Genomic DNA, 21,248 nt, shown 5'->3' on the forward strand with positions numbered 1-21,248 from the left:
CAGTAGTGTCTCCAACACAATCCCGAATGGAGAATGCTTGATTTGATAGGCCGGTTCCTCGTCTTTCTGGGGGGAGTGATCGTCGTAGTGCTCTTCGTGGCACTGCTCGCGCCGCTTTTCATCGACTGGACGGACTTCCGCAGGAATTTCGAAGAGCAGGCAAGCCGCATCATCGGCAAGAAGGTGACCGTGCACGGCACGGTCGATGCCCGGCTATTGCCTTTTCCGTCGGTAACGCTGCATGACGTGCGTGTGGGGCAGGAATCCGACGGTCAGCCGACCGTACAGGTCGAGCAATTCGCCATGGATGCCGAACTTGCGCCGTTCCTTTCCGGCGAGGCGCTGATTTTCGATATGCGCGTCGTCAATCCTAAGCTGCGCCTTCGTCTGCTGAAGGACGGCACGCTCGATTGGATGCGCGGCAGCCGGCCCGAGATTCCTGCAAAGACGGTCGTTCTGGAAAGTGTGCATGTCACCGGCGGCGACGTTAAGTTCATCGACGATCAGTCGGGCCGCGCCCGCACCATTACCGGGCTGAACGCCGAAATGTCCGCCCGGTCGCTGGCAGGCCCCTGGCGTATCGAAGGCGATGCAGCGCTCGACGGCGAGCATGGCAGCTTTTTGATCTCCAGCGGGCAGCCCGACGAAACCGGCACGCTGCAGGTCAGGACTCAGCTGATACCGGATGAGCGTCCGGTCAAAATCGATCTCGATGGCCAGCTGAGGTTCGCCGATAGAAAACCGAATTATCAGGGTCTCATGTCGGCTGCCTTCGAGAACCGCGGCGCGGCCAAATCCGACGACAAGAATGCACTGCCGCCGCGCGTCAAGGGCCGCTTCGAACTGACCAACGATCGCATCCGGCTTTCCGAGTACCGGATGGAAATCGGCTCGGTGGAAGATCCTTATGTGATCACCGGCGAGGCGACGCTCGATACGGGCAACGCGCCCGAGTTCCTGCTGATCGCCGACGGCCAGCAGATTGATGTGAACAGGATCGGCAATCAGGGCGCAGGCGGCAAGACAGCGCGCGATCCCGGCCTGTCGGCCCGCCAGCGGCTCAATTCGCTGATCAGCATCATCGCCCAGATTCCCGTGCCGCAGGTGCAGGGCAAGGCGAGCGTCAAGCTGCCGGCGATCGTTGCTGGGGACACGACCATCCGCGACGTGCAGCTCGACCTGCAGCCGGCCGGCAACGGCTGGACGATCGACCATGCCGTCGGAACGCTGCCCGGCCGTACCCAGGTGGAGGGTCAGGGCCAGCTGACGCTCAGGGGTGAGCCTTCCTTCAACGGCAACATTACCGTCGCCTCCAACCAGCCGTCGGGGCTCGCCTCCTGGCTTGCCGGTTCGGTCGATCCCGCGATCCGTCAATTGAAGCAGGCGGGTTTTTCTGCCGATGTCAGCCTGACGCATCAGCAGCAGCGCTTCGATAATCTGGAGATTGCCATCGGCCCCGCTACGCTGAAGGGCAAGCTGGAACGGCAGGCGCTGGAGAACCAGCCGCCCCTGCTGAACGTCGATCTTGCCGGCGATGCGCTCGACCTCGATGCGCTGAGGGCGCTGACTGGTCTGTTCACAGGGCAGGACGCAGGCGAAAACGTGCTCGACCACAAGATCACGGCCCAGCTGAAGGCGGATAAGTTCAGCGCCTTCGGCGTCGAGGCTGAAAATGTCGAGACCAGCTTTACGATTGCCGATGGGGCGCTTGCGGTCGACAAGCTGGTCGCCAAAAATCTGGCAGGTGCCGAACTCACGGCCACCGGTCGGGCCGAAGGATCCTTGCTCGATTACAAGGGCTCGGGGGAAATCACCTTGAAGTCCGCCGATCCGGGACCTTTCTTCACGATGCTCAAGGAGCATCTGCCGCAGCATCCGGTGATAGACCGGCTGGTGCGCAATGCCGCCTGGTACACCAACACGGCGCTGCGCGGTGCGCTGACGCTTGGCGGCGAGGAGGGCGACGGGCTTGCGCTGACGCTTGCCGGCGTTTCCAACGGAAGCCGTGTGAACCTCGACTACCGCATGTCGGATCTGCTGGCGCTGACGGGCAAGGGCACGACCAATCTTGAGGCGACGCTCGAAAACAGAACGACCTCGATCCTGTTCGGGCAGGCAGGGCTCGATCCACTTCCGGTCGAAGCTGATGCCAACGGCCGGCTCTCCCTGAAAGTCCAGGCAAACGGTACAGATCCGGCCGATGCATCGTTGACCTTTGCGACCGACCGGACGTCCTTTACGGCGAATGGCAAGGTCGATGTCCGTCCCGCGAGTTTCATGAACGGCCAGATCGGCGTCTCGCTCGAGAGCGCCGATCTCGATCCATATCTCGTGATGAACGGCATTGCGCTGCCGCAGATCGGAACCGGACTGCCTTTCGGGCTGCAAACAACAGCAACCATCGATGGTGACAAGGTCGTCCTGTCTGATCTTAAGGGCCATGCGGCGGAAAATCAGTTTGCAGGTGCGCTGACGGTCAATCGCAAGACAGACAGGACGACCGCGAGCGGCGAGCTCGCGCTTGACCGCGCCGATGCGACCTGGCTTGGCGAGGCCGTCTATGGCCCGATGACAGATCCTGCAACAGGCAACTTCTCGACCGCAGCCCTTGGGCAGCCGGTGTTCAAGGACATGGATGTCAGCTTGAGGCTTTCGGCCAAGGCGTTCTGGCCGGGATGGTCGGCGGCCGTAACGGACTTCACCACCAATGCTGTCTACAAGGGCGACGAACTGCAGCTCAACGACATGAAGGGCGGCTGGGACGGCGGCCAGCTTTCCGGCAACCTGCTTTTCACCAATGCCGAGGGCATCGGCTTCTTCCAGACCAAGCTTTCGCTTGCCGATTCCGATCTCGCGGGTGTTGTCTGGCCGCGCGACGGCGCGCCGGTTGCGAACGGCAAGCTCGGGCTTTCTCTCGGCCTGGAAGCGTCCGGCAAGACGATGACGGACCTCGTCAGCTCGCTCACGGGCTCCGGCGAGCTGCGGCTTGGCGAGACCACCGTGCGCGGGCTGAACCTCGCGATCCTGCCGCCGTTACTTGCCGCAACGGATCCGATGCAGGACCAGCTCAACGCCGGAAAGATACATCCGATCGTCGAAACGCTGCTCAACAACGGAGAGGCGAAACTTCCGCCGACGGGTATTCCGTTCAACATCACCGACGGCGTACTTCGCGTGCAAAATGTCACCGTTGCCAACGAACTCGCCAAGATCACCGGCAATGCGCAGCTCAGCCTGCCTCAGGAGCGCATCAACGCATCGCTGAACATCACTCTCAATCCGGGCGAGGAAGCGCTTGCAGGTGCCGAGCCAGCGCTGCGGCTCAATTATTCGGGGTTGCTCGCGTCGCCCGGTCGGACGATGGATGTATCCGATATCGCCGGATACCTGTCACTTCGTGCATTCGAACGTGAACGCCGGCGTGTCGAGCGGCTGCAATCGAACGTCCTGGAAAAGCAGCGATTGCGGCGCGAAGTGGCGCTCTACAAGTTCAACGAAGCGCAACGCGCAAAAGCCGCGGCGATCGAGGCGCAGCGCAAGGCCGAAGAGGAGCGCCTGCGCGCGCTTGCCGCCGAAGCTGCCCGGCAAAAGGCCGAGGCGGAGGCGAAGGCCAAAGCGGAGGCTGAAGCAAAGGCGAAGGCGGAGGCCGAGGCGAAAGCAGCCGCCGAGGAGGCGGCGCGCCGCGCGCAGCAGCTCAACCAGCCGCCACCGATAACGGGCAACCGGCTGAATTTCGATGCCTTGCCGGGCGTGCCGTTGCCGCAGTAGAAAGCATCACTCTAGAAGCTGCGGTTTTTCAAGCAACTCAAGACATAGATGCGCAGCGCGGAGGAGAGGTTGCTTTCCGGCTCTCGCCGGTCGTCGATTTCGGATATGAGGCCCGCAAGCGGAATGGCACGGGCTGTGGCGATCGCTTTGAGTTCGGTCCAGAACTCGTCTTCCAGCGAGAAGCTGGTGCGGTGTCCATGCAGGCTGGTGGAATGCTTGCGGATCATCGGGTTTTGCGCAGGCGTATTTCGCGGTGTTGACAGGTTGAGTGAGGAAATAGCGCCAAGCAATTGACTGCGGAGTCTATTCGGCCCATCTGCGCCGTCATTCGCCGCCTTCGTCCTTTTCGATCCGGCCCTGTCGGTGCGCTCTTTCGGCCTTCTCGTTCAGCGCTTTTGTCAGCTGCTTTTCCGCCTTGGTGCGCCCGAAACGAATACGGTTCTGCTCGGCCTGTTTTTCCTTGTCGCAACGGGCCTGCTTCTTCTTGAACTGGCGGAGATTAACGATTTCTGCGCTCATGGCTTGCCTGCATCCAGCTGGAAAGGGCACATGAAAAAGGGAAGCATCTGCTTCCCTTGGTGCTTACTGCTTCTTGCGGAAGGCGTCGAGCGAGACGACGGATCCCGGCTTCTTATCCTCTCCCTCGGCAGGTTTTGCCGCGGGCGGTTCCTCGGCCTTTTCGGATGCGACCGGATAGGCGGTGATTTCGGCTGCGGGAACTTCCTCGCCGTCCGCCAGCGGCACGTCGAATTCAAGTTCGAAATTGACCGAAGGGTCATAGAAGCCACGGATGGCATTGAAGGGGATGACCAGCTTTTCGGGCACGTCGGAGAAAGAGAGGCCGATCTCGAACAGCGATTCGGTGATCTTCAGATCCCAGAACTGGTGCTGGATCACGATGGTCATCTGCTCCGGATACTTGGATTTCAGATGCTGCGAGATGCGGACGCCCGGTGCGCCGGTCAGAAACGTTATGAAAAAATGATGGTCGCCAGGCAAGCGGCCCGTCGTTGCGACTTCAGACAAGACCTTGCGGATCACGCCACGCAGCGCGTCCTGTGCCAGAATGTCGTAGCGGATGTGGTCCTGCCCCATACTTTTCCTGTCTTTCTTTGGTTCGGAAGTCTTTTCACAAGGCTATATGCCATGTCCGGCGGCCTTGGGAAAGGCTAAGTGTCCGAGTCAGCTTTACAAACAATACATGATTTGGACGGCAGGGAGAAGGTGAAGGCTTCTGTTGCCAGGTGCCTTCGGACCCCGCCTTAAGGTGCTAACCAAAAGGACTTAGAGCGGAATTCCCGCACCGCCGTTAGGCAGCGAGAGCATATTCCTTAGCGTTGTTGTCGTTTGCAACTACACTTGTGACCCGATAACGGCGGTATCATGCCGAGCAAAAAGACGATCTTTACACCCTTGTCGATCCTGTTTCGCCCCCATCAAAAGCAGTCGCTAACCGGCTGTTTTTGGTGGAGGCGCCGGGTACCGCCCCCGGGTCCAATAGGTTTATTACACCGCTCATTTATTGCCATAGCCGGTCCGAAGACCGGCAGTGCTGATATAGTGTTTTCGCAAGCGCATGGAAAGGGGATACGTCATAAAACCGTTGCAGGCGGCAGGAGAATTGCCGGGATAAGCCTCCGCGCAGTTGGTTTCAGCGGCAGAAGCGCATAAATTGAGAAACGGAATCGGCCGCGGCCATGAGATCGCATGCGAGATCGCACACGGGGAGACACGGATGCTGCGCCATCCTGAATATCAGTATCTAGACATCATGGCACATCTTTTGGAGAGAGGCGATCGGCGGATGGATCGCACCGGCGAGGGCACGCTTTCGACATTCGGCGCGATGATGCGCTTTGATCTTTCGGATGGCAGCTTTCCGGCGTTTACGACCAAGAAGGTGTTCTGGAAGACGGCGGTGAAGGAGATGCTCTGGTTTCTGAGCGGCCAAACGAACATCCAGTCGCTGCTCAAGGAGAACGTCAAAATATGGACGGACTGGCCGCTTGCTGCATACCGCAAGGCAACCGGCGAGAAGATATCCCAGGACGCGTTCGAAAAACGCGTTCTCGAAGACGACGCCTTTGCGGCGAAATGGGGCGATCTTGGACCGGTCTACGGCAAGCAATGGAGGCGGTGGCTTGACCGAAACGGGGTGGAACACGATCAGATCGGCACGCTCATCCATAGCCTCAAGACCAATCCGACGAGCCGACGCATGCTGTTCCATGCCTGGAATGTGGGAGAGATTGATCAGATGGCGCTTCCTCCGTGTCACATGACCTATCAGTTTCACGTTTCCGGACTGCAGCGTGGCAGCGGCCGGCCGCAACTTTCCATGCTCGTGAACCAGCGCTCCTGCGATATTTTCCTTGGTGCGCCATTCAATATATGCCAGCAAGCAGCATTGCTTGCGATGGTCGCTGAGCAGGTGCAAATGGATCGGGGTGAACTCATCTGGATCGGGGGCGACACGCATCTCTACCTGAACCACCTCGATCAGGCCAAAGAGCAACTTGCGCGCAAGCCCATGCCCTTTCCCAAGCTGGTGCTGACGCGCGAGCCCGAGGATATCGATGGTTATCGGATCGACGACTTCGAGGTCGTAGGGTACCAGTCGCACGATCGGATCGACGCCCCGGTCGCCGTCTGACGAACGATTGTCCTAGCGGAGCGACCGCTTGCCGGTGCGATCGGCAAGTGGCCGGTGACCTGCGTGAAGATCGTTCATGACCTGTGCGAGCCGGCTCGCTTCCTTTTCGTCCAGCCCGTCGAGGATCCGTCCGCCGAACGAGGCAGGTGCCTCCGTGACGTGGTCCCAGACGATCCATTGATTCATCGGGTCGCAAATCACGTCGAATCGAGGCGTCGCATTCATCATTTACATCAGCTTTCCGTCATCTTTCCGGATTTGGCCGTCAGCCGTTAACAGACGCTTTCCAAGCCGCCCGAACATGGGATCCTTGCGTTTCACGGGGATGATCGGAAAGCCCATGAAGTGCCAGGCGAATGCCGTGCCCAGGCCTGTCGTTACCGGAGAACCGGCCTTGCCGCCTGTGACAACCCACGCAAAAAGCCCCGCCGCCAGGGCGACGATGGCGAGGTCGATGCGGCTTGGCCGATTGTTGTGCGCGGATCTGTCTCCCATGACCTCAACTTAGCGTAGTATTTTTCCGAGTAAAATTGGAACGCGCGGCGTGGTTTACGGATGCTTGTGCCGCGTTGCGAAATCTCGCATTGAAGTGCCTCAGAATGGGCGCCATTTCATGGAGCCTCTCTTGCTTGTTGGCCCGCCTGGCGATAGATCCGGCTGGCCAAGCCGTCGCTTCAACCTAAGGAAGCTCATGTCCGAAATCAGAAAGACCATTGTTGTTGCCGTGGCCGAAAATGGCGTCATCGGACGCGACGGCGATATGCCCTGGCGGCTTTCGACCGATCTCAAGCGTTTCAAGGCGATGACGCTTGGCAAGCCGCTCGTGGTCGGGCGCAAGACATATGAGAGTTTTGGCAAGCCGTTGCCCGGACGACCGCACGTGGTGATTTCCCGCCACGCGGCGATTGCGCAACCGGATGTCACAACGGCGCGTTCTCTTCCCGAGGCGATCGGGATTGCCGAAAGACTGGCGCACGAGACTGGACAGGCCGAGATCATCATTGCCGGCGGCGGAGAAATCTATGCCCAGGCAATGGCGCTTGCGGATCGGATGTGCGTGACGCATGTGCAAACCCATGTTGCGGGCGACACGTCCTTCCCTGCAATCGACCCTTCCGTGTGGATGGCAATCGAAGAAATCGATGTGCCGGCAGGGGAAAAGGACAATTATCCGACGCGCTTCGTCGTCTATGAGCGCCGCAGCGCCTGAAAACGAAATATTTATCAATAAATATCGCCAAGTTCTTCATGCCGCGTTGAAAGCAGCAGCGGCGATACCTATAACGGTCACAATCGCTTAAAGCCTGCCGCCCCCGCGGGCACGATGCGATTGGGAGTTTAACGAACAACGAGGTTTTGATGCCCTGGAGCAATCAGAATGGCGGCGGCGGCCCATGGGGCGGCGGCGGCGGTAACAATCAGGGACCATGGGGGCAGGGGCCGAACCGCCCGCGCGGCGGCCGGGGCGGGCCGCCTGATCTGGAAGACATCATCCGGCGTGGCCAGGATCAGCTCCGCAACATCGTACCCGGCGGTTTCAACGGCGGCGTGGCAGTGATTGTTGCCGCGGTTCTCGTCGTCTTTTGGCTTTTCCAATGCATCTACATCGTCCAGCCGGACGAGCGTGGTGTCGAGCTTCGCTTTGGCCAGCCGAAGGAAGAGATTTCGACGCCGGGGCTGCATTTCCACCTCTGGCCGATGGAAACGGTCGAGATCGTCAAGGTGACGGTGCAGCAGCAGAATATCGGCTCGACCTCGGCCTCGTCTTCGACAGGCCTCATGCTGTCGGGCGACCAGAACATCCTGAACGTCGAGTTCTCGGTATTCTTCACAGTGATCGATCCCAAGGCCTATCTCTTCAACGTCGAAAACCCGGCCGAAACGCTGCAGCAGGTGGCTGAAAGCGCGATGCGCGAAATCATTGGCCGCCGCCCGGCACAGGATGCCTTCCGCAACAACCGTCAGCCGATCGAAACAGAGGTTGCCGCCATCGTGCAGGGCACGATGGACCGTTACAATGCGGGCATTGCGGTAACCGCAGTCACTATTCAGGACGTGGCGCCGCCGCGCGATGTCGCCGATGCCTTCGAAGAGGTGCAGCGCGCCGAACAGGACAAGCAGCGCCTCGTCGAAGAAGCAAACCAATATGCCAATCAGAAGCTCGGCCAGGCACGAGGCGACGCGGCCCAGATTCGCGAAGCCGCGGCTGCCTACAAGGACCGTGTCGTCAAGGAAGCGGACGGTGAGGCGCAACGCTTCACTGCCATCAACGAAGAATATTCAAAGGCTCCCGAAGTGACCCGCAAGCGCCTGTTTCTCGAGACGATGGAACAGGTGCTGAAGAATTCCAAGAAGGTCGTGATCGACGAGAAGCAGGGCATCGTTCCCTACCTGCCGCTCAACGAGATCGGCAAACCGGCACAGCAGGGAGGTTGAGCCATGACATCGAACAGACTTCCCGCCATCATCATCCTGCTCGCCATTGTGCTTGTCATCGCCTACTCCTCGGTCTTCGTGGTCAATGCGCGCGAACAGGCAATCGTCGTGCGCTTCGGCCAGATCCAGTCGGTGAAGACGGAGCCGGGTATCTACTTCAAGCTGCCTCTCGCTTTCATGGATGCCGATCGCGTCCAGATCGTCGAGAAGCAGGCGCTGCGCTTCGATCTCGACAATATTCGCGTCCAGGTTCGCGGCGGTTCGACGTTCGACGTCGATGCCTTCGTCATTTATGACATCAAGGACGTGCGCAAATTCCGCGAGACGGTGTCGGGCGACCGCGAGGCCGCCGAAGCGCGACTTCGCACCCAGCTCGATTCGTCGCTTCGCCGTGTCTACGGTCTGCGCGATTTTGATGCTGCTCTTTCGGACGAGCGCGTGGCGATGATGCTCGAAGTGCGCGACGACCTGCATGGGGACGCCGAAAATCTCGGCATCAATATCCAGGACGTGCGTATCCGACGGACCGACCTGACCCAGCAGGTGGCGCCGCAGACTTATGGCCGCATGCGGGCAGAGCGTCTCGCCGAGGCCGAGCTGCTGCGCGCGCAAGGCACCGAAGAGGGCCAGCGCCGCAGGGCTATTGCCGATCGCCAGGTGGTCGAGATTACTGCGGAAGCCCAGCGCGATGCGGAAATCATCCGGGGCCAGGGCGATGCGGAGCGCAACCGCATCTTCGCAGACTCCTTCGGCAAGGATCCGTCGTTCTTCGAGTTCTATCGCTCGATGGCGGCCTATTCCTCTGCGCTATCGTCCCAGGATACGACGCTGGTCCTGTCGCCGAATACGGAATTCTTCCGGTATTTCGACAATTCCAACGGCTTGATGCCTCCGGCTCCGCCTCAAACCCCGGCACCTGTGGCCCCATCAAACTGACGCATCCGGATGCAGGATTTCCTGACAGGAATCGCATTCTTCCTCATCATCGAGGGGCTGGTCTATGCACTGGCCCCTCGTTTTCTCGTCGAGGTGGCCCGTCTGCTTCCAACGGTTCCGGAGCGCCAGCTACGAATCTTCGGACTTGGCGCCGTCGTGCTCGGTGTCGTGCTTGTCTGGCTGGCAAGACGCTGACGCAGATTGCACGGGATTTCGCGAAAAGGTGATTTCACGCTCCATCATTCCGCCCTATGTTGATGGTCAGACTGCCGCTTTGATCCCATAAGAGGAAGCTTGATGGCCCCCACGATACGCCCGACCTTCAGACGATCGCTCGCTCTCCTGGCCGGGGTTGCACTTCTGGCAAATATTGGCCTTACCGGCACTGCTGAAGCGCAGAGCGCGCCTGCGATGAATGGTCCGGCCTCTGTTGCCGATCTTGCTCAAGGGCTTCTCGATGCAGTTGTGAACATCTCCACCTCGCAGAAGATCAAGGGCGATGAAGGTGCCGGCCCGGCGCCGCGCGCACCGGACGGCTCGCCGTTCCAGGAATTCTTCAACGACTTCTTCAATAAGCAGCAGGGCGGCCAAGGCGGCAACCACAATGTCAGCTCGCTCGGCTCCGGTTTCGTCATCGATCCGTCCGGCTATATCGTCACCAACAACCACGTGATCGAGGGCGCAGATGACATCGAGGTCAATTTCGCCAATGGCACCAAGCTGAAAGCCAAGCTCATCGGCACGGACACGAAGACCGATCTTTCCGTGCTGAAGGTTGAACCGAGAACGCCGCTGACGGCCGTGAAGTTTGGTGATTCAAGTGACATGCGCATCGGCGACTGGGTCATGGCGATCGGCAATCCGTTCGGTTTCGGCGGGTCGGTAACCGTCGGCATCATTTCTGGCCGCGGCCGCAATATCAACGCAGGCCCGTACGACAACTTCATCCAGACCGATGCGGCGATCAACAAGGGCAATTCCGGCGGTCCGCTCTTCAACATGAAAGGCGAAGTGATCGGTATCAACACGGCGATCATTTCGCCGAGCGGCGGCTCGATCGGCATCGGCTTTTCGGTGCCTTCGGAGCTTGCTGCGGGCGTGGTCAACCAGCTTCGCGAGTTCGGAGAGACACGCCGCGGCTGGCTCGGCGTGCGCATTCAGCCGGTCACAGACGACGTGGCCGACAGCCTGGGTCTCGATAGCGCCAAGGGCGCGCTCGTGGCCGGCGTCATCAAGGGAGGGCCGGTCGACAACGGTTCGATCAAGGCGGGCGACGTCATCTTGAAATTCGACGGCAAGCCGGTCAACGAGATGCGCGACCTACCGCGCGTCGTGGCCGAAAGCCCGGTCGGCAAGGAAGTCGACGTCGTGGTACTGCGTGACGGCAAGGAGCAGACTGTCAAGGTGACGCTCGGTCGTCTTGAGGACAGCGATCAGGCCGCTTCCAACGACGCTGATACCTCTCCGGATGGTGTGATCAATCCTGATCCGGAAGAGAACGACGACATGGATGAACCGAATCTTGACCAGGATCAGGTCCAGCCGGCACCCGACGGCAAAGGCCAGACCGATCAGCAGGCGCCGGTACCCGATGCCAAGACGCCGAAGGATGTGCTCGGCCTGTCGCTGTCGCAGCTGAGCCCCGAGATTCGCAAGACCTTCGGCATTGCCGAAAGCGTGGACGGAGTCGTGGTGACGGAGGTGGCGCCCGGGTCTGCGGCCGCCGAAAAGGGGCTCAAGGCCGGTGACGTCATCGTCGAGGTCGCCCAGGAATTCATGAAGTCGCCGGATGCCGTGGCTGCGAAGGTGCAGTCGTTGAAGCAGGAAGGCCGCCGCAACGCGCAGCTGATGATCGCCTCGGCAAACGGCGATTTGCGGTTCATCGCAGTGCCGATGGAATAGCAAAGCGCGCAATGGCTGATCCATTCATGAATTCTGCTTTGCACCGATGTCGGTGCCACTGACGACCCGACAACAAGGCGACATCTTCCTGTCTTGCGGGAAAGCGTAATTGATGTCAGCCGATCTTTCGTTCCCATTGTTGACGGCTGATCGCATAGAGCACGTGGCGTTTCAGATGCGGATGCGTGTCAGGAATGCGAGGATGATCGAAATCGCGATCCGGATCGTGATGCAGGCCAAGTCGGCGCATGACGGCAGTGGAACGGTGATTGTCCGTGACCGCGAAAGAGACAATTTCAGGAGGATCGAACTGGGTGAAACCGTGGCGAAGCGATGCTTCTCCAGCTTCCGTCGCATATCCCTTGCCCCAATGCCGTTTCGCAAGACGCCAGCCGATTTCGATAGTGCCTGCCGGGAGGAACGGTTCGAGTTCGGGCTTCCAGAGGCCGCAAAAGCCGATCGGCTCATCGGTTTCCTTCAGTGCCATAGCATAGAAACCAAGTCTGGTCGTGGCGATGGCATCGCGGATTGCATCCAGCATCGAATCTGCTTCGCTGCGGTGGCGACGAAATGCGAAGAATTCCATCACTTCAGGATCGGAATTGATCTCGTGGAAAAGCGGCCGGTCCGCTTCTGTCCAATTGCGCAAAAGCAGGCGGGGCGTCGTCGCGATCACTGTCATGGCGTCACAAAATCGGTCTTTCGATAGCCCTGGATATAAAGCAGTGCAGTCAGATCGCCGTGGTTGATGCGCATTTTCGCTTCGGCGGCGACGGTGGGTTTGGCGTGCAGGGCGACGCCGGAGCCGGCAAGGTGGATCATGCCGAGGTCGTTGGCGCCGTCGCCCACGGCGATTGCTTCTTCGGTGGAGATACCGAGCCTTGCAGAAATTTCGCTGAGCGCATCCACCTTCGCCTGCTTGCCGAGGATCGGCTCTGCGACCAAGCCGGAGAGCAGGGCTTTTTCTTCAAGAAGAATGTTGGCGCGGTTTTCGTCGAAGCCGAGAGCAGCGGCGATGCGGCTGGTGAAGACGGTGAAGCCACCGGAGACGAGAGCAGTGTAATAACCCCTCGATTTCATCGTGGCGATCAATTCCGGACCGCCGGGCGTCAGCGTGATGCGCTTGGCGATAACCTCGTCGATGACCGAGACCGGCAGGCCCTTCAGGAGGGCAACACGCTCGCGCAGTGCGGGTTCAAACGCGATCTCACCGTTCATGGCGCGCGCGGTGATGGCGGCGACCTTCTCCTTGAGGCCGACTTCGGCGGCGAGCTCGTCGATGCATTCCTGCTCGATCATCGTCGAATCCATATCGGCGATCAGCAATTTCTTGCGACGCTCTTCGGCCTCCTGGACAACCAGGTCGATCGGCGCGCTGGCGATGGCCGCAAGGATATTCGCCTCCGCCGCTTGCCTATCGGTTCCGTCGCGAAGGGCGATATCGCAGGCGATGCCGTCCGACAGCCAGTAGAGCCCGGATGCCTTCACGATTTCGGCCGCCTGTTCGGCGAGCCTCGGCGTGAGAACGGGATTTGACGGATTGGCAACAAGCGTGGCAACGAGAGCCATATGGAAAACCTTCTGAGCGCAACAAGTGCAATCCTGATAACCGGGCCGACCGCCAGCGGCAAGTCCGCGCTTGCCGTGGAACTTGCCAAACGCCACGGCGGTGCCGTCATCAACGCCGACAGCATGCAGGTCTACGGCACGCTGCGCATCCTGACGGCGCGGCCGTCCGAAGCGGAGATGCAGGGCGTGCCGCATCATCTCTACGGCCATGTGCCGCCAGGCGCTGCGTATTCGACGGGGACCTGGTTGCGCGATGTCATGTCATTGCTGCCCAATCTGCGTGCCAAGGGACAGTTGCCGGTGTTCGTCGGTGGGACGGGGCTCTATTTCAAGGCGCTGACAGGCGGTCTGTCGAACATGCCGGCGATACCGGAGGACATCCGCAACCGGCTACGGGCGCGCCTGCTGGATGAAGGTGCTGAAGCGCTCCATGCTGAACTCGCCAAAGTCGATCCGGCCGCTGCCGGTGGTCTCAGCATCCAGGACGGGCAACGCATCGTACGTGCCTTGGAGGTGGTAAAGGCAACGGGAAAATCGATCCTTGTCTTCCAAGGGCAGGCGGGACCGGTGATCGTCGATCCGGCGAATGCGGAAAAGATCATCGTCTTGCCGGAACGCGCATTGCTCCACCAGCGCATCAACGGGCGCTTCGAGAAAATGCTGGAGCAGGGTGCGGAAGATGAGGTCAAGGCGCTGCTGGCACTCGGCCTTTCACCGGAAATGCCGGCGATGAAGGCGATCGGCGTTTCCCAAATTGCAGCCATGCTGAACGGCGAGATGACGCGCTTGGAAGTGATCGAGAAGGGTGCTGCCGCGACACGGCAATATGCCAAGCGGCAGATGACCTGGTTTCGCAATCAGATGGACCAAAGTTGGAAGCGCCTGACATCGCCGTAGCCGTGATCAGCGCGTAATCTTCAAGTCAGTCAGCTCGATATCATCATTGGAAACGGAAAGGGATGTAATGAATAATTTTCTCGCAAAGACGCTTGCTTCCATCAATGCGCTGATTGCAGTCGTCATTGTGGCGTTCTCCACCCTGTCTGGCGCGACCGCGGCCTCTGCTCAAGGAGAGCCCGGAATGGTCGTGATCGGAGCGATTTTCGGCGCGATCGCCGGCATCGTGGTCGCCGCCCTGGTCTGCGGGACGATCGCCTTTCTGACGCTGATAGAGCGCCACCTGAGTACGATTGCCGCTGCAGCCCGACAATAATCTCAGCGCTGAGCCTCAATCCTTGTTATGGAGCCCTCTCAGCGGCTTCTTGAGAATGCTTTCGCGGAGCGACATGCCGGGTTCGCGGTGCGGGCTGGCAGCCGGGTCTTGGGAGAACACCGGCCGCTGGGATGTTGTCTCCTCGCGGCGCATCTCTCGCCGCAGAGCTTCCAGGCGGCCGTCCAAAGATGTCTGCGGCGGTGCGGTTTGCGGCTCGCGCGGAGCATGGCTGCGCGGCAGCATGTCCGGCCTGTAGGAATCGATCGGGGCCAGCGGCGGCGCAGAAACGGATGCCGGATAGGGAGCGTCCTCCGACGGTTCTTCGTCGTCGAACAGCATATCGCTTTGCGCGGCACTGTAGCTTTGCTGGAACGACGTAATATCCGGCTCGCCGCTGACGGCGCGCATGCGGGTTACGATCTTGCGCAGATCGACCGTATCGGGATCCTCGTCGGAATGCTTGGCAGTCGCCCCGTTCGCCTTCGGCAGCAGATGCTGCTCGACGCGCGAAAAGCGCATGCGCATCGGCACGCTGATAGCCTCGCCGAAGGCGATCGCTTCGCCGTTGCCGATCGAGGAAATGAAGCTCGTCGTGGAGATCGACGAATTCGGGATTGCCGAGCGGATGATGTCCTGGTCGCGATCGTTGGCAAGGCGCATGGCAAACACGGTCGAGCACTGCGAGAGGATCGTCTGGTCGAGTTCGCCAGGGCGCTGCGTGATGATACCGAGCGAGACGCCGTATTTGCGGCCTTCCTTGGCGATGCGGGCGATGGCCTGGCGCGTCGGGATGAATCCGAGGTTCGAATCGGCCGGGACATAGCGGTGCGCTTCTTCGCAGACGACCAGCATATGGACGGCGCCATCGCTCCAGAGCCCGATTTCGAAGGCCATGCGGCACAGGACGGAGGCAACCGAATTCACCACTTCCGACGGGATACCGGAAAGCTGGAACGTGCAGATTGGCCGATCCTCACCGGGTATGCGGAATATCTGCGCCACGGTGTCCATGATCGTATCGCTGATCGTGTTGTTGGAGAACATGAAGTGGTAGCGCGGATCGTTGATCGCCGCGATGAGACGCATCTTCAGCGAGCGGAGGAAGGGCTTCTCGGCGCGGCCTTCGAGGCGGCCGATGCGCTCGTCGATAAGCGCCAGCAAGTCGGCCATGCGGTAAGGGACCGGCGTATCGGCGGTGATCGAGCTCTTCTCAGTGGTGCGGCGCACGAGCGAGTTGTCGCTGCCGCGAAAGGCGCGCTTGGCTTCCGGCATGATGTCGCGAAGCATGTCGATTTCTTCTGGCACTGGCGCGCGGCCGCGGAAGACGACTTCTGCGAATTCTTCAAGCCGCATCAGCCAGAAGGGCAGGTCGAGCGTGTCGGTATCGATAACGACCGAATGCCTGGGGAACGCGGCGGCGAATTCGTTGTGTGGATCGAGGATCAGGACGCGCAACTTCGGATCGGCTTCGATCGCCTTGTGCAAAAGAAGCGATACGGCCGTGGATTTGCCGACGCCCGTCGAACCGACGATCGCGAAATGCTTGGAAAGCATCGAGGGGATGTGGATCGCCGCATCGATGCTCTCGTCCTGGGTCAGTTTTCCGATGACCGCCGTCGTCCCGGTACCCGCATCGTAGATGCGCATCAGATCGGTGGCGCGGATGCGGTGAGCAATGGCGCCAAGATGGGGATAGCGTGAGATCCCTGTCGAGAATTCCTCGCGGCCGTCTTCATCGACGCGGACTTCGCCGAGCAGTTCGGTCTCGATCCTGAAAGAGTTGTCCTGTCCCTCGCCCCAGGCATGCGTGCCGGTGTTCATGGCGTAGACGAGTGCAACGACGCGATTCCGGCCGACGCTGATCGAAATCAGGCGGCCGACTGACCAGAGTTCGGTAAGATCGGTGCCGCCGGCCTCTGCTACGGCAGCGATGGTCGCGCGTGAGCCGCTGCATGCGACGACACGGCCGAGGAAGCGATTCCCAGGGGCTTGAATGTCGCGGCGATCCTGCTCGCTGGCTTTATCCGACGTTTGCAAGTCGTTGTTGAGCAACGGCCTACTCCCTGCGTTAGCAGGCGATCATATGATTTATCCTTTAACAAAACCCTTCGGGGACTGTTACGTGGCCGATTTTTTATTTCGGGATGCGTTGACGCTGTGAAATTTTCTGTCTATCAATTGCGCCCATGAAAATAGCAGCAGCTCTTATTGTGGTGGGAAAGCGCATGGGCAGGATGGTGTAACCATCCGGCGACAGCCACCCATGCGCTAGTTGACAGGCTCCCTCTGGGGCCTTTTTTTATGCCTGCAATCCAGGCTCGCGCACCAAGGACCTCAATTCCAGCAGTCAAAAACGGAACAGAAAACATGACGGGCACGGACAACCAGACACCAGACAATCGGATGACAGGAGCGGAGATCGTTCTGCAGGCGCTGAAGGACAATGGCGTCGAGCATCTCTTCGGCTATCCGGGCGGTGCGGTGCTGCCGATCTATGACGAGATATTCCAGCAGGAGGAGATCAAGCACATCCTCGTGCGCCACGAGCAGGGTGCCGGCCATGCGGCCGAAGGCTATGCGCGTTCGACCGGCAAGGTCGGCGTCATGCTGGTCACTTCCGGTCCGGGTGCAACCAATGCCGTCACGCCGCTGCAGGACGCGCTGATGGACTCCGTTCCGCTGGTCTGCCTCACCGGTCAGGTGCCGACCTCGCTTATCGGTTCGGATGCCTTCCAGGAATGCGATACCGTCGGCATCACGCGCCCCTGTACCAAGCACAACTGGCTGGTCAAGGATGTCAACGAGCTTGCCGCCATCATACATGAAGCCTTCCGTATCGCGCAGTCGGGCCGCCCTGGCCCTGTCGTCGTCGATATTCCAAAGGACATCCAATTCGCGACCGGCACCTATACGCCGCCGGCCGATCATGCGATCCAGAAGAGCTATCAGCCGAAGCTGCAGGGCGATCTCAACCAGATTCATGCGGCAATCGAGCTGATGGCCAGTGCGCGCCGTCCTGTCATCTATTCCGGCGGCGGCGTCGTCAATTCCGGTCCGGAAGCCTGCAAGCTGCTGCGCGAGCTGGTCGAACTCACGGACTTCCCGATTACCTCGACGCTGATGGGCCTCGGCGCCTATCCGGCCTCCGGCAAGAACTGGTTGAAGATGCTCGGCATGCACGGTTCCTACGAGGCCAACATGGCGATGCACGATTGCGATGTGATGGTTTGCATCGGGGCCCGCTTCGACGACCGCATTACCGGCCGCATCAATGCCTTCTCGCCAAACTCCAAGAAGATCCACATCGACATCGACCCGTCCTCGATCAACAAGAATGTTCGCGTCGACATCCCGATCCGCGGCGATGTCGCCCACGTTCTGGAAGACATGGTCCGCCTTTGGCGTGCTCTGGCCAAGAGGCCGGAGAAGGGCCAGCTTTCCGACTGGTGGGCGAATATCGCCCGCTGGCGTGCACGCAACTCCTTCGCCTACACCAAGAGCAACGATGTCATCATGCCGCAATATGCGCTTGAGCGGCTGTACGAATTGACGAAGGACCGCGATACCTACATCACCACCGAAGTCGGCCAGCATCAGATGTGGGCGGCGCAGTTCTTCGGCTTCGAACAGCCGAACCGCTGGATGACATCAGGCGGCCTCGGCACGATGGGCTACGGCCTGCCGGCAGCGCTCGGCGTGCAGATCGCCCACCCTGACAGCCTCGTCATCGATATTGCCGGCGATGCTTCGATCCAGATGTGCATTCAGGAAATGTCGGCTGCGATTCAGCACAACGCGCCTATCAAGATCTTCATCATGAACAACCAGTACATGGGCATGGTCCGCCAGTGGCAGCAGCTGCTGCATGGCAACCGGCTATCAAATTCCTATACGGAGGCGATGCCGGATTTCGTGAAGCTGGCGGAAGCCTATGGCGCCGTCGGCCTGCGCTGCGAAAAGCCGGATGATCTCGACGCCACGATCCAGGAGATGATCGACGTAAAGAAGCCGGTCATCCTCGATTGCCGCGTCGCCAATCTCGCCAACTGCTTCCCGATGATCCCATCGGGCAAGGCGCATAACGAGATGCTGCTGCCGGACGAAGCCACGGACGAAGCGGTCGCCAATGCGATCGACGCCAAGGGCCGTCAGCTCGTTTGATATCCGAAGGTGAGGAAGCCAAGACAATGAACGCACATCTACAGCCGACAGGCTCCGCCTACTTCATCTCGCCCGAAACCGCAGCTGCCGAGAACCATACGCTATCGGTTCTCGTCGACAACGAGCCGGGCGTCCTTGCCCGCGTCATCGGCCTGTTCTCCGGCCGGGGCTACAATATCGAAAGCCTCACGGTCTCCGAAACCGAGCATCAGGCGCATCTGTCGCGGATCACCATCGTGACGCGCGGCACGCCGCACGTGCTGGAGCAGATCAAGGCCCAGCTCGAGCGCATCGTGCCGGTGCACCGCGTCGTGGACCTGACCGTGCGGGCTCGCGAACTGGGGCAGGAGCGTCCGATCGAACGGGAAGTGGCGCTCGTCAAGGTGATCGGAACCGGCGAAACCAGGGCCGAGACGCTGCGCCTTGCAGATGCCTTCCACGCCAAGGTGGTCGACGCAACTGTGGAGCATTTCATTCTGGAAATCACCGGCAAGTCCTCGAAGATCGATCAGTTCGTGGCGATCATGAAGCCGCTCGGCTTGATCGAAGTCTGCCGCACCGGCATCGCCGCCATGAACCGCGGTCCGCAGGGGATGTGAACCGGCGTCTGAAGCCGGGGCAGTCTGAAGACTTAGAGCATTTCGAGCGCCGATTTGCGGGTCGGCGGCGGGAAGGCGGCGTCAAGCGCTGCCCAGTCATCGTCGCTGATATCGAGCGAGACGCAATCGCGGTTTTCAGCCACGCGGTCGGCATTTGACGTCTTCGGGATGGCGATCACGCCGTCGCGTTCGAGAAGGAAGGCGAGGGCGACCTGAGCCGGGGTTGCCTGATTGGCCTTGGCGATGCGGATAAGCTCGGGATTGTGCAGGATGCGGCCCTGTTCGATCGGCGAATAGGCCATGACCGGGACGCCGTGCTCCTGGCACCAGGGCAGAAGATCATATTCGATGCCGCGGCGCGCGAGATTGTAGAGAACCTGGTTGGCAGCGACGTGCCGGCCGCCCGGGACCGCAAGCAATTCCTCGATGTCGCCGATATCGAAGTTCGAAACGCCCCAGGCGCCAATCTTTCCGGCGTCCTTCAGGTCCTCGAAGGCTTCGACGGTATCGGCCAGCGGATGTTCACCCCGCCAATGCAGCAGGTAGAGGTCGATCTGGTCGATGCCGAGACGTGAAAGGCTCCGCTCGCAGGCTTCAATTGTTCCCCTGCGGCTGGCATTCCACGGATAGACCTTGGTGACGATGAACAGGCCCTCGCGCCGGCCCTTGATGGCACGGCCGACGATGCGCTCGGAATCGCCTTCGCCGTACATTTCGGCCGTATCGATCAGCGTCATGCCTAACTGTATCCCGGCTTTGAGACTTGCGATTTCGCGCTCGGTTTCCGAGGCCCGTTCTCCCATGTTCCAGGTGCCCTGGCCGAGAGCGGGTACTTTGATGCCGTTCGGGAAAGTGATCGCCGGGATGGGGTCGTCTTGCATGGCCGAATCTTTCATTTTTCTTTCAAAGATTGCGCAGGCGCGTCATCTTTCAAGCAATCCTGTCACCGTGACAAAGATTAACTGGCTTAGGAAACGAAAGCCGGTTAGCGGACCTCAATCGACAGTGATCGTCATGGGTTGGCATCTACGGGAGGTCCCAATGCCGCTGGATACCTTTCTGGCTCTTGTTCTCTTTGCCTTCACGACATCGATAACGCCGGGTCCGAACAACATGATGCTCTTTGCCTCGGGGGTTAATTTCGGCTTTCGCCGGACGATCCCGCACATGTTCGGCATCGGCGCCGGCTTTTTTTCGCTACTTCTCGGCGTCGGCGTTGGGCTCGGCGCATTGCTGCATATGGTGCCGGCGCTTTACATGGCGCTGAAAGTTGCAGGCGGCATCTATCTCGTCTGGATTGCGCGGAAGATCGCGACGTCGAGAGCGCCTTGTCAAGGCAAGGACAGCGTCAGGCCGATGTCTTTCATTGCTGCTTTCGCCTTCCAGTGGGTCAACCCCAAGGCTTGGGTCATGGCGGTAACGGCCATGGCGACCTACACCAATCCCGATCTCTATCTGGCTAGCGTGCTGATCGTCGGTCTTGCCTTTGCCGCGGTCAATATTCCAAGCGTTTCGACCTGGGCCGGCTTCGGCGCCACTTTTCGCCAATGGCTGGCCGACCCGGTACGGCTCAAATGGTTCAACCTCACCATGGCGGCGCTCTTGGTGCTGAGCCTCTGGCCGATGTTGAAATAGAAAACGCGGATGGTCGAGGAGACTCCTGCAGAAAGCGCTTAGATGCCGAACCCGCCGATGCCGCCGGATTGAACGGTGATCGTCGGGTCGGCAAAGTTGCGAAAGCCCAAGAGCGGAATGTCGCAACGGCGGTCAAACTTGCCGACCGGAGCGATGCGCTGACAGTTCTGCGCGGACTTATAGGGATGTCCGGGGATCTGATACTCGTCCTTTTTCAGATCGTGATAGTCGTCCGCGCTTGCCCAGGAAGCGAGTACAGCGCCGAGCGCGGCTGCAAGAAGAGTGATCCTGTTCATCGCAATACCTTTCCCCTGCTTGCGAGAAGGCGCCAGAATATCACGCAAGCCGGACTGGACCTCGGGTGCAATGGGATTAG

General features: G+C 60.1%; 22 protein-coding genes and 1 other RNA gene. 12 read left to right on the forward strand and 11 right to left on the reverse strand.

Translation table 11 applies throughout. The annotated features are described in order from the left end of the window. The first annotated feature begins 42 nt into the window (after positions 1-42). On the forward strand, positions 43-3,768 hold the full coding sequence (locus EV130_RS14275; protein WP_132660776.1) for an AsmA family protein: 3,726 nt from the start codon (positions 43-45) through the stop codon (positions 3,766-3,768). An 11-nt stretch (positions 3,769-3,779) separates the two neighbouring features. On the opposite strand, the gene EV130_RS14280 is transcribed toward EV130_RS14275, so the two are convergent. From EV130_RS14280 to ssrA, 4 genes are all read right to left on the reverse strand, one after another. Next, positions 3,780-3,995, reverse strand: a complete 216-nt coding sequence (locus EV130_RS14280; protein ID WP_074061712.1) for a ribbon-helix-helix domain-containing protein — start codon at positions 3,993-3,995, stop codon at positions 3,780-3,782. A 97-nt stretch (positions 3,996-4,092) separates the two neighbouring features. Beyond that, positions 4,093-4,287, reverse strand: a complete 195-nt coding sequence (locus EV130_RS14285; protein ID WP_074061711.1) for a DUF4169 family protein — start codon at positions 4,285-4,287, stop codon at positions 4,093-4,095. A gap of 63 nt (positions 4,288-4,350) precedes the next feature. Continuing rightward, entirely contained in the window at positions 4,351-4,863 is a 513-nt protein-coding gene (locus tag EV130_RS14290; RefSeq protein ID WP_074061710.1) for an SspB family protein, read from the reverse strand. 128 nt (positions 4,864-4,991) lie between these two features. After that, positions 4,992-5,355: a transfer-messenger RNA gene (ssrA, locus tag EV130_RS14295) on the reverse strand. Between the two features lie 148 nt (positions 5,356-5,503). On the opposite strand from ssrA, the gene thyA reads away from it, so the two are divergent. Then, positions 5,504-6,421 carry a thymidylate synthase gene (gene thyA / locus EV130_RS14300; RefSeq protein WP_132660608.1) on the forward strand — a complete coding sequence of 306 codons (918 nt, stop codon included), beginning with the start codon at positions 5,504-5,506 and terminating at the stop codon, positions 6,419-6,421. Between the two features lie 12 nt (positions 6,422-6,433). Here the strand turns inward: thyA and EV130_RS14305 are convergent, their stop codons facing one another. Both EV130_RS14305 and EV130_RS14310 read right to left on the reverse strand, forming a co-directional pair. Beyond that, complete coding sequence (locus EV130_RS14305) at positions 6,434-6,649, reverse strand: hypothetical protein (RefSeq protein WP_132550420.1); 216 nt, start codon at positions 6,647-6,649, stop codon at positions 6,434-6,436. Then, the gene (locus EV130_RS14310; protein WP_132550418.1) at positions 6,650-6,916 is read right to left on the reverse strand and encodes a hypothetical protein; all 267 of its coding nucleotides are present in this window, start codon (positions 6,914-6,916) and stop codon (positions 6,650-6,652) included. It lies immediately after the preceding gene. Positions 6,917-7,112: 196 nt separating this feature from the next. On the opposite strand from EV130_RS14310, the gene EV130_RS14315 reads away from it, so the two are divergent. The 5 genes from EV130_RS14315 (at position 7,113) to EV130_RS14335 (ending at position 11,695) form a co-directional block, all read left to right on the forward strand. Further along, positions 7,113-7,631: a dihydrofolate reductase gene (locus tag EV130_RS14315; protein ID WP_132660610.1), complete on the forward strand. Its 519-nt coding sequence runs from the start codon at positions 7,113-7,115 to the stop codon at positions 7,629-7,631. A gap of 149 nt (positions 7,632-7,780) precedes the next feature. Further along, entirely contained in the window at positions 7,781-8,857 is a 1,077-nt protein-coding gene (gene hflK / locus EV130_RS14320) for an FtsH protease activity modulator HflK (RefSeq protein ID WP_132660612.1), read from the forward strand. Between the two features lie 3 nt (positions 8,858-8,860). After that, entirely contained in the window at positions 8,861-9,793 is a 933-nt protein-coding gene (gene hflC / locus EV130_RS14325; protein ID WP_132550414.1) for a protease modulator HflC, read from the forward strand. Positions 9,794-9,802: 9 nt separating this feature from the next. After that, positions 9,803-9,988: a DUF2065 domain-containing protein gene (locus EV130_RS14330; RefSeq protein WP_074061704.1), complete on the forward strand. Its 186-nt coding sequence runs from the start codon at positions 9,803-9,805 to the stop codon at positions 9,986-9,988. A gap of 102 nt (positions 9,989-10,090) precedes the next feature. Further along, entirely contained in the window at positions 10,091-11,695 is a 1,605-nt protein-coding gene (locus EV130_RS14335; RefSeq protein ID WP_132550412.1) for a DegQ family serine endoprotease, read from the forward strand. 115 nt (positions 11,696-11,810) lie between these two features. On the opposite strand, the gene EV130_RS14340 is transcribed toward EV130_RS14335, so the two are convergent. Continuing rightward, positions 11,811-12,377: a GNAT family N-acetyltransferase gene (locus EV130_RS14340; protein ID WP_132660614.1), complete on the reverse strand. Its 567-nt coding sequence runs from the start codon at positions 12,375-12,377 to the stop codon at positions 11,811-11,813. Next, complete coding sequence (serB, locus tag EV130_RS14345; RefSeq protein ID WP_074061701.1) at positions 12,374-13,264, reverse strand: phosphoserine phosphatase SerB; 891 nt, start codon at positions 13,262-13,264, stop codon at positions 12,374-12,376. Before serB ends, EV130_RS14340 begins: the two co-directional genes overlap by 4 nt. Here serB and miaA point away from each other — a divergent pair, their 5' ends adjacent. Both miaA and EV130_RS14355 read left to right on the forward strand, forming a co-directional pair. Beyond that, positions 13,265-14,161: a tRNA (adenosine(37)-N6)-dimethylallyltransferase MiaA gene (miaA, locus tag EV130_RS14350; RefSeq protein WP_132550408.1), complete on the forward strand. Its 897-nt coding sequence runs from the start codon at positions 13,265-13,267 to the stop codon at positions 14,159-14,161. A gap of 67 nt (positions 14,162-14,228) precedes the next feature. Then, on the forward strand, positions 14,229-14,477 hold the full coding sequence (locus EV130_RS14355) for a hypothetical protein (RefSeq protein ID WP_132550406.1): 249 nt from the start codon (positions 14,229-14,231) through the stop codon (positions 14,475-14,477). 15 nt (positions 14,478-14,492) lie between these two features. On the opposite strand, the gene EV130_RS14360 is transcribed toward EV130_RS14355, so the two are convergent. Then, positions 14,493-16,529, reverse strand: coding sequence for an ATP-binding protein (locus EV130_RS14360; protein ID WP_132660616.1), 2,037 nt, complete (start codon positions 16,527-16,529; stop codon positions 14,493-14,495). A gap of 315 nt (positions 16,530-16,844) precedes the next feature. On the opposite strand from EV130_RS14360, the gene EV130_RS14365 reads away from it, so the two are divergent. Both EV130_RS14365 and ilvN read left to right on the forward strand, forming a co-directional pair. Further along, positions 16,845-18,638 carry an acetolactate synthase 3 large subunit gene (locus EV130_RS14365; RefSeq protein WP_074061697.1) on the forward strand — a complete coding sequence of 598 codons (1,794 nt, stop codon included), beginning with the start codon at positions 16,845-16,847 and terminating at the stop codon, positions 18,636-18,638. 26 nt (positions 18,639-18,664) lie between these two features. Next, positions 18,665-19,237: an acetolactate synthase small subunit gene (gene ilvN / locus EV130_RS14370; protein WP_074061696.1), complete on the forward strand. Its 573-nt coding sequence runs from the start codon at positions 18,665-18,667 to the stop codon at positions 19,235-19,237. 32 nt (positions 19,238-19,269) lie between these two features. Here ilvN and EV130_RS14375 read toward each other — a convergent pair whose 3' ends face one another. Then, positions 19,270-20,118 (reverse strand): aldo/keto reductase, encoded by an 849-nt coding sequence (locus tag EV130_RS14375; protein ID WP_132660618.1) that lies wholly within the window; start codon positions 20,116-20,118, stop codon positions 19,270-19,272. Between the two features lie 160 nt (positions 20,119-20,278). On the opposite strand from EV130_RS14375, the gene EV130_RS14380 reads away from it, so the two are divergent. Next, positions 20,279-20,872 (forward strand): LysE family translocator, encoded by a 594-nt coding sequence (locus EV130_RS14380; RefSeq protein WP_132660620.1) that lies wholly within the window; start codon positions 20,279-20,281, stop codon positions 20,870-20,872. A 38-nt stretch (positions 20,873-20,910) separates the two neighbouring features. Here the strand turns inward: EV130_RS14380 and EV130_RS14385 are convergent, their stop codons facing one another. Then, positions 20,911-21,168, reverse strand: a complete 258-nt coding sequence (locus EV130_RS14385; RefSeq protein WP_074061695.1) for a hypothetical protein — start codon at positions 21,166-21,168, stop codon at positions 20,911-20,913. Positions 21,169-21,248 lie beyond the last annotated feature (80 nt).

This window comes from Rhizobium azibense (assembly GCF_004342325.1).
In the GTDB taxonomy this organism is placed as follows: Bacteria; Pseudomonadota; Alphaproteobacteria; order Rhizobiales; family Rhizobiaceae; genus Rhizobium; species Rhizobium etli_B.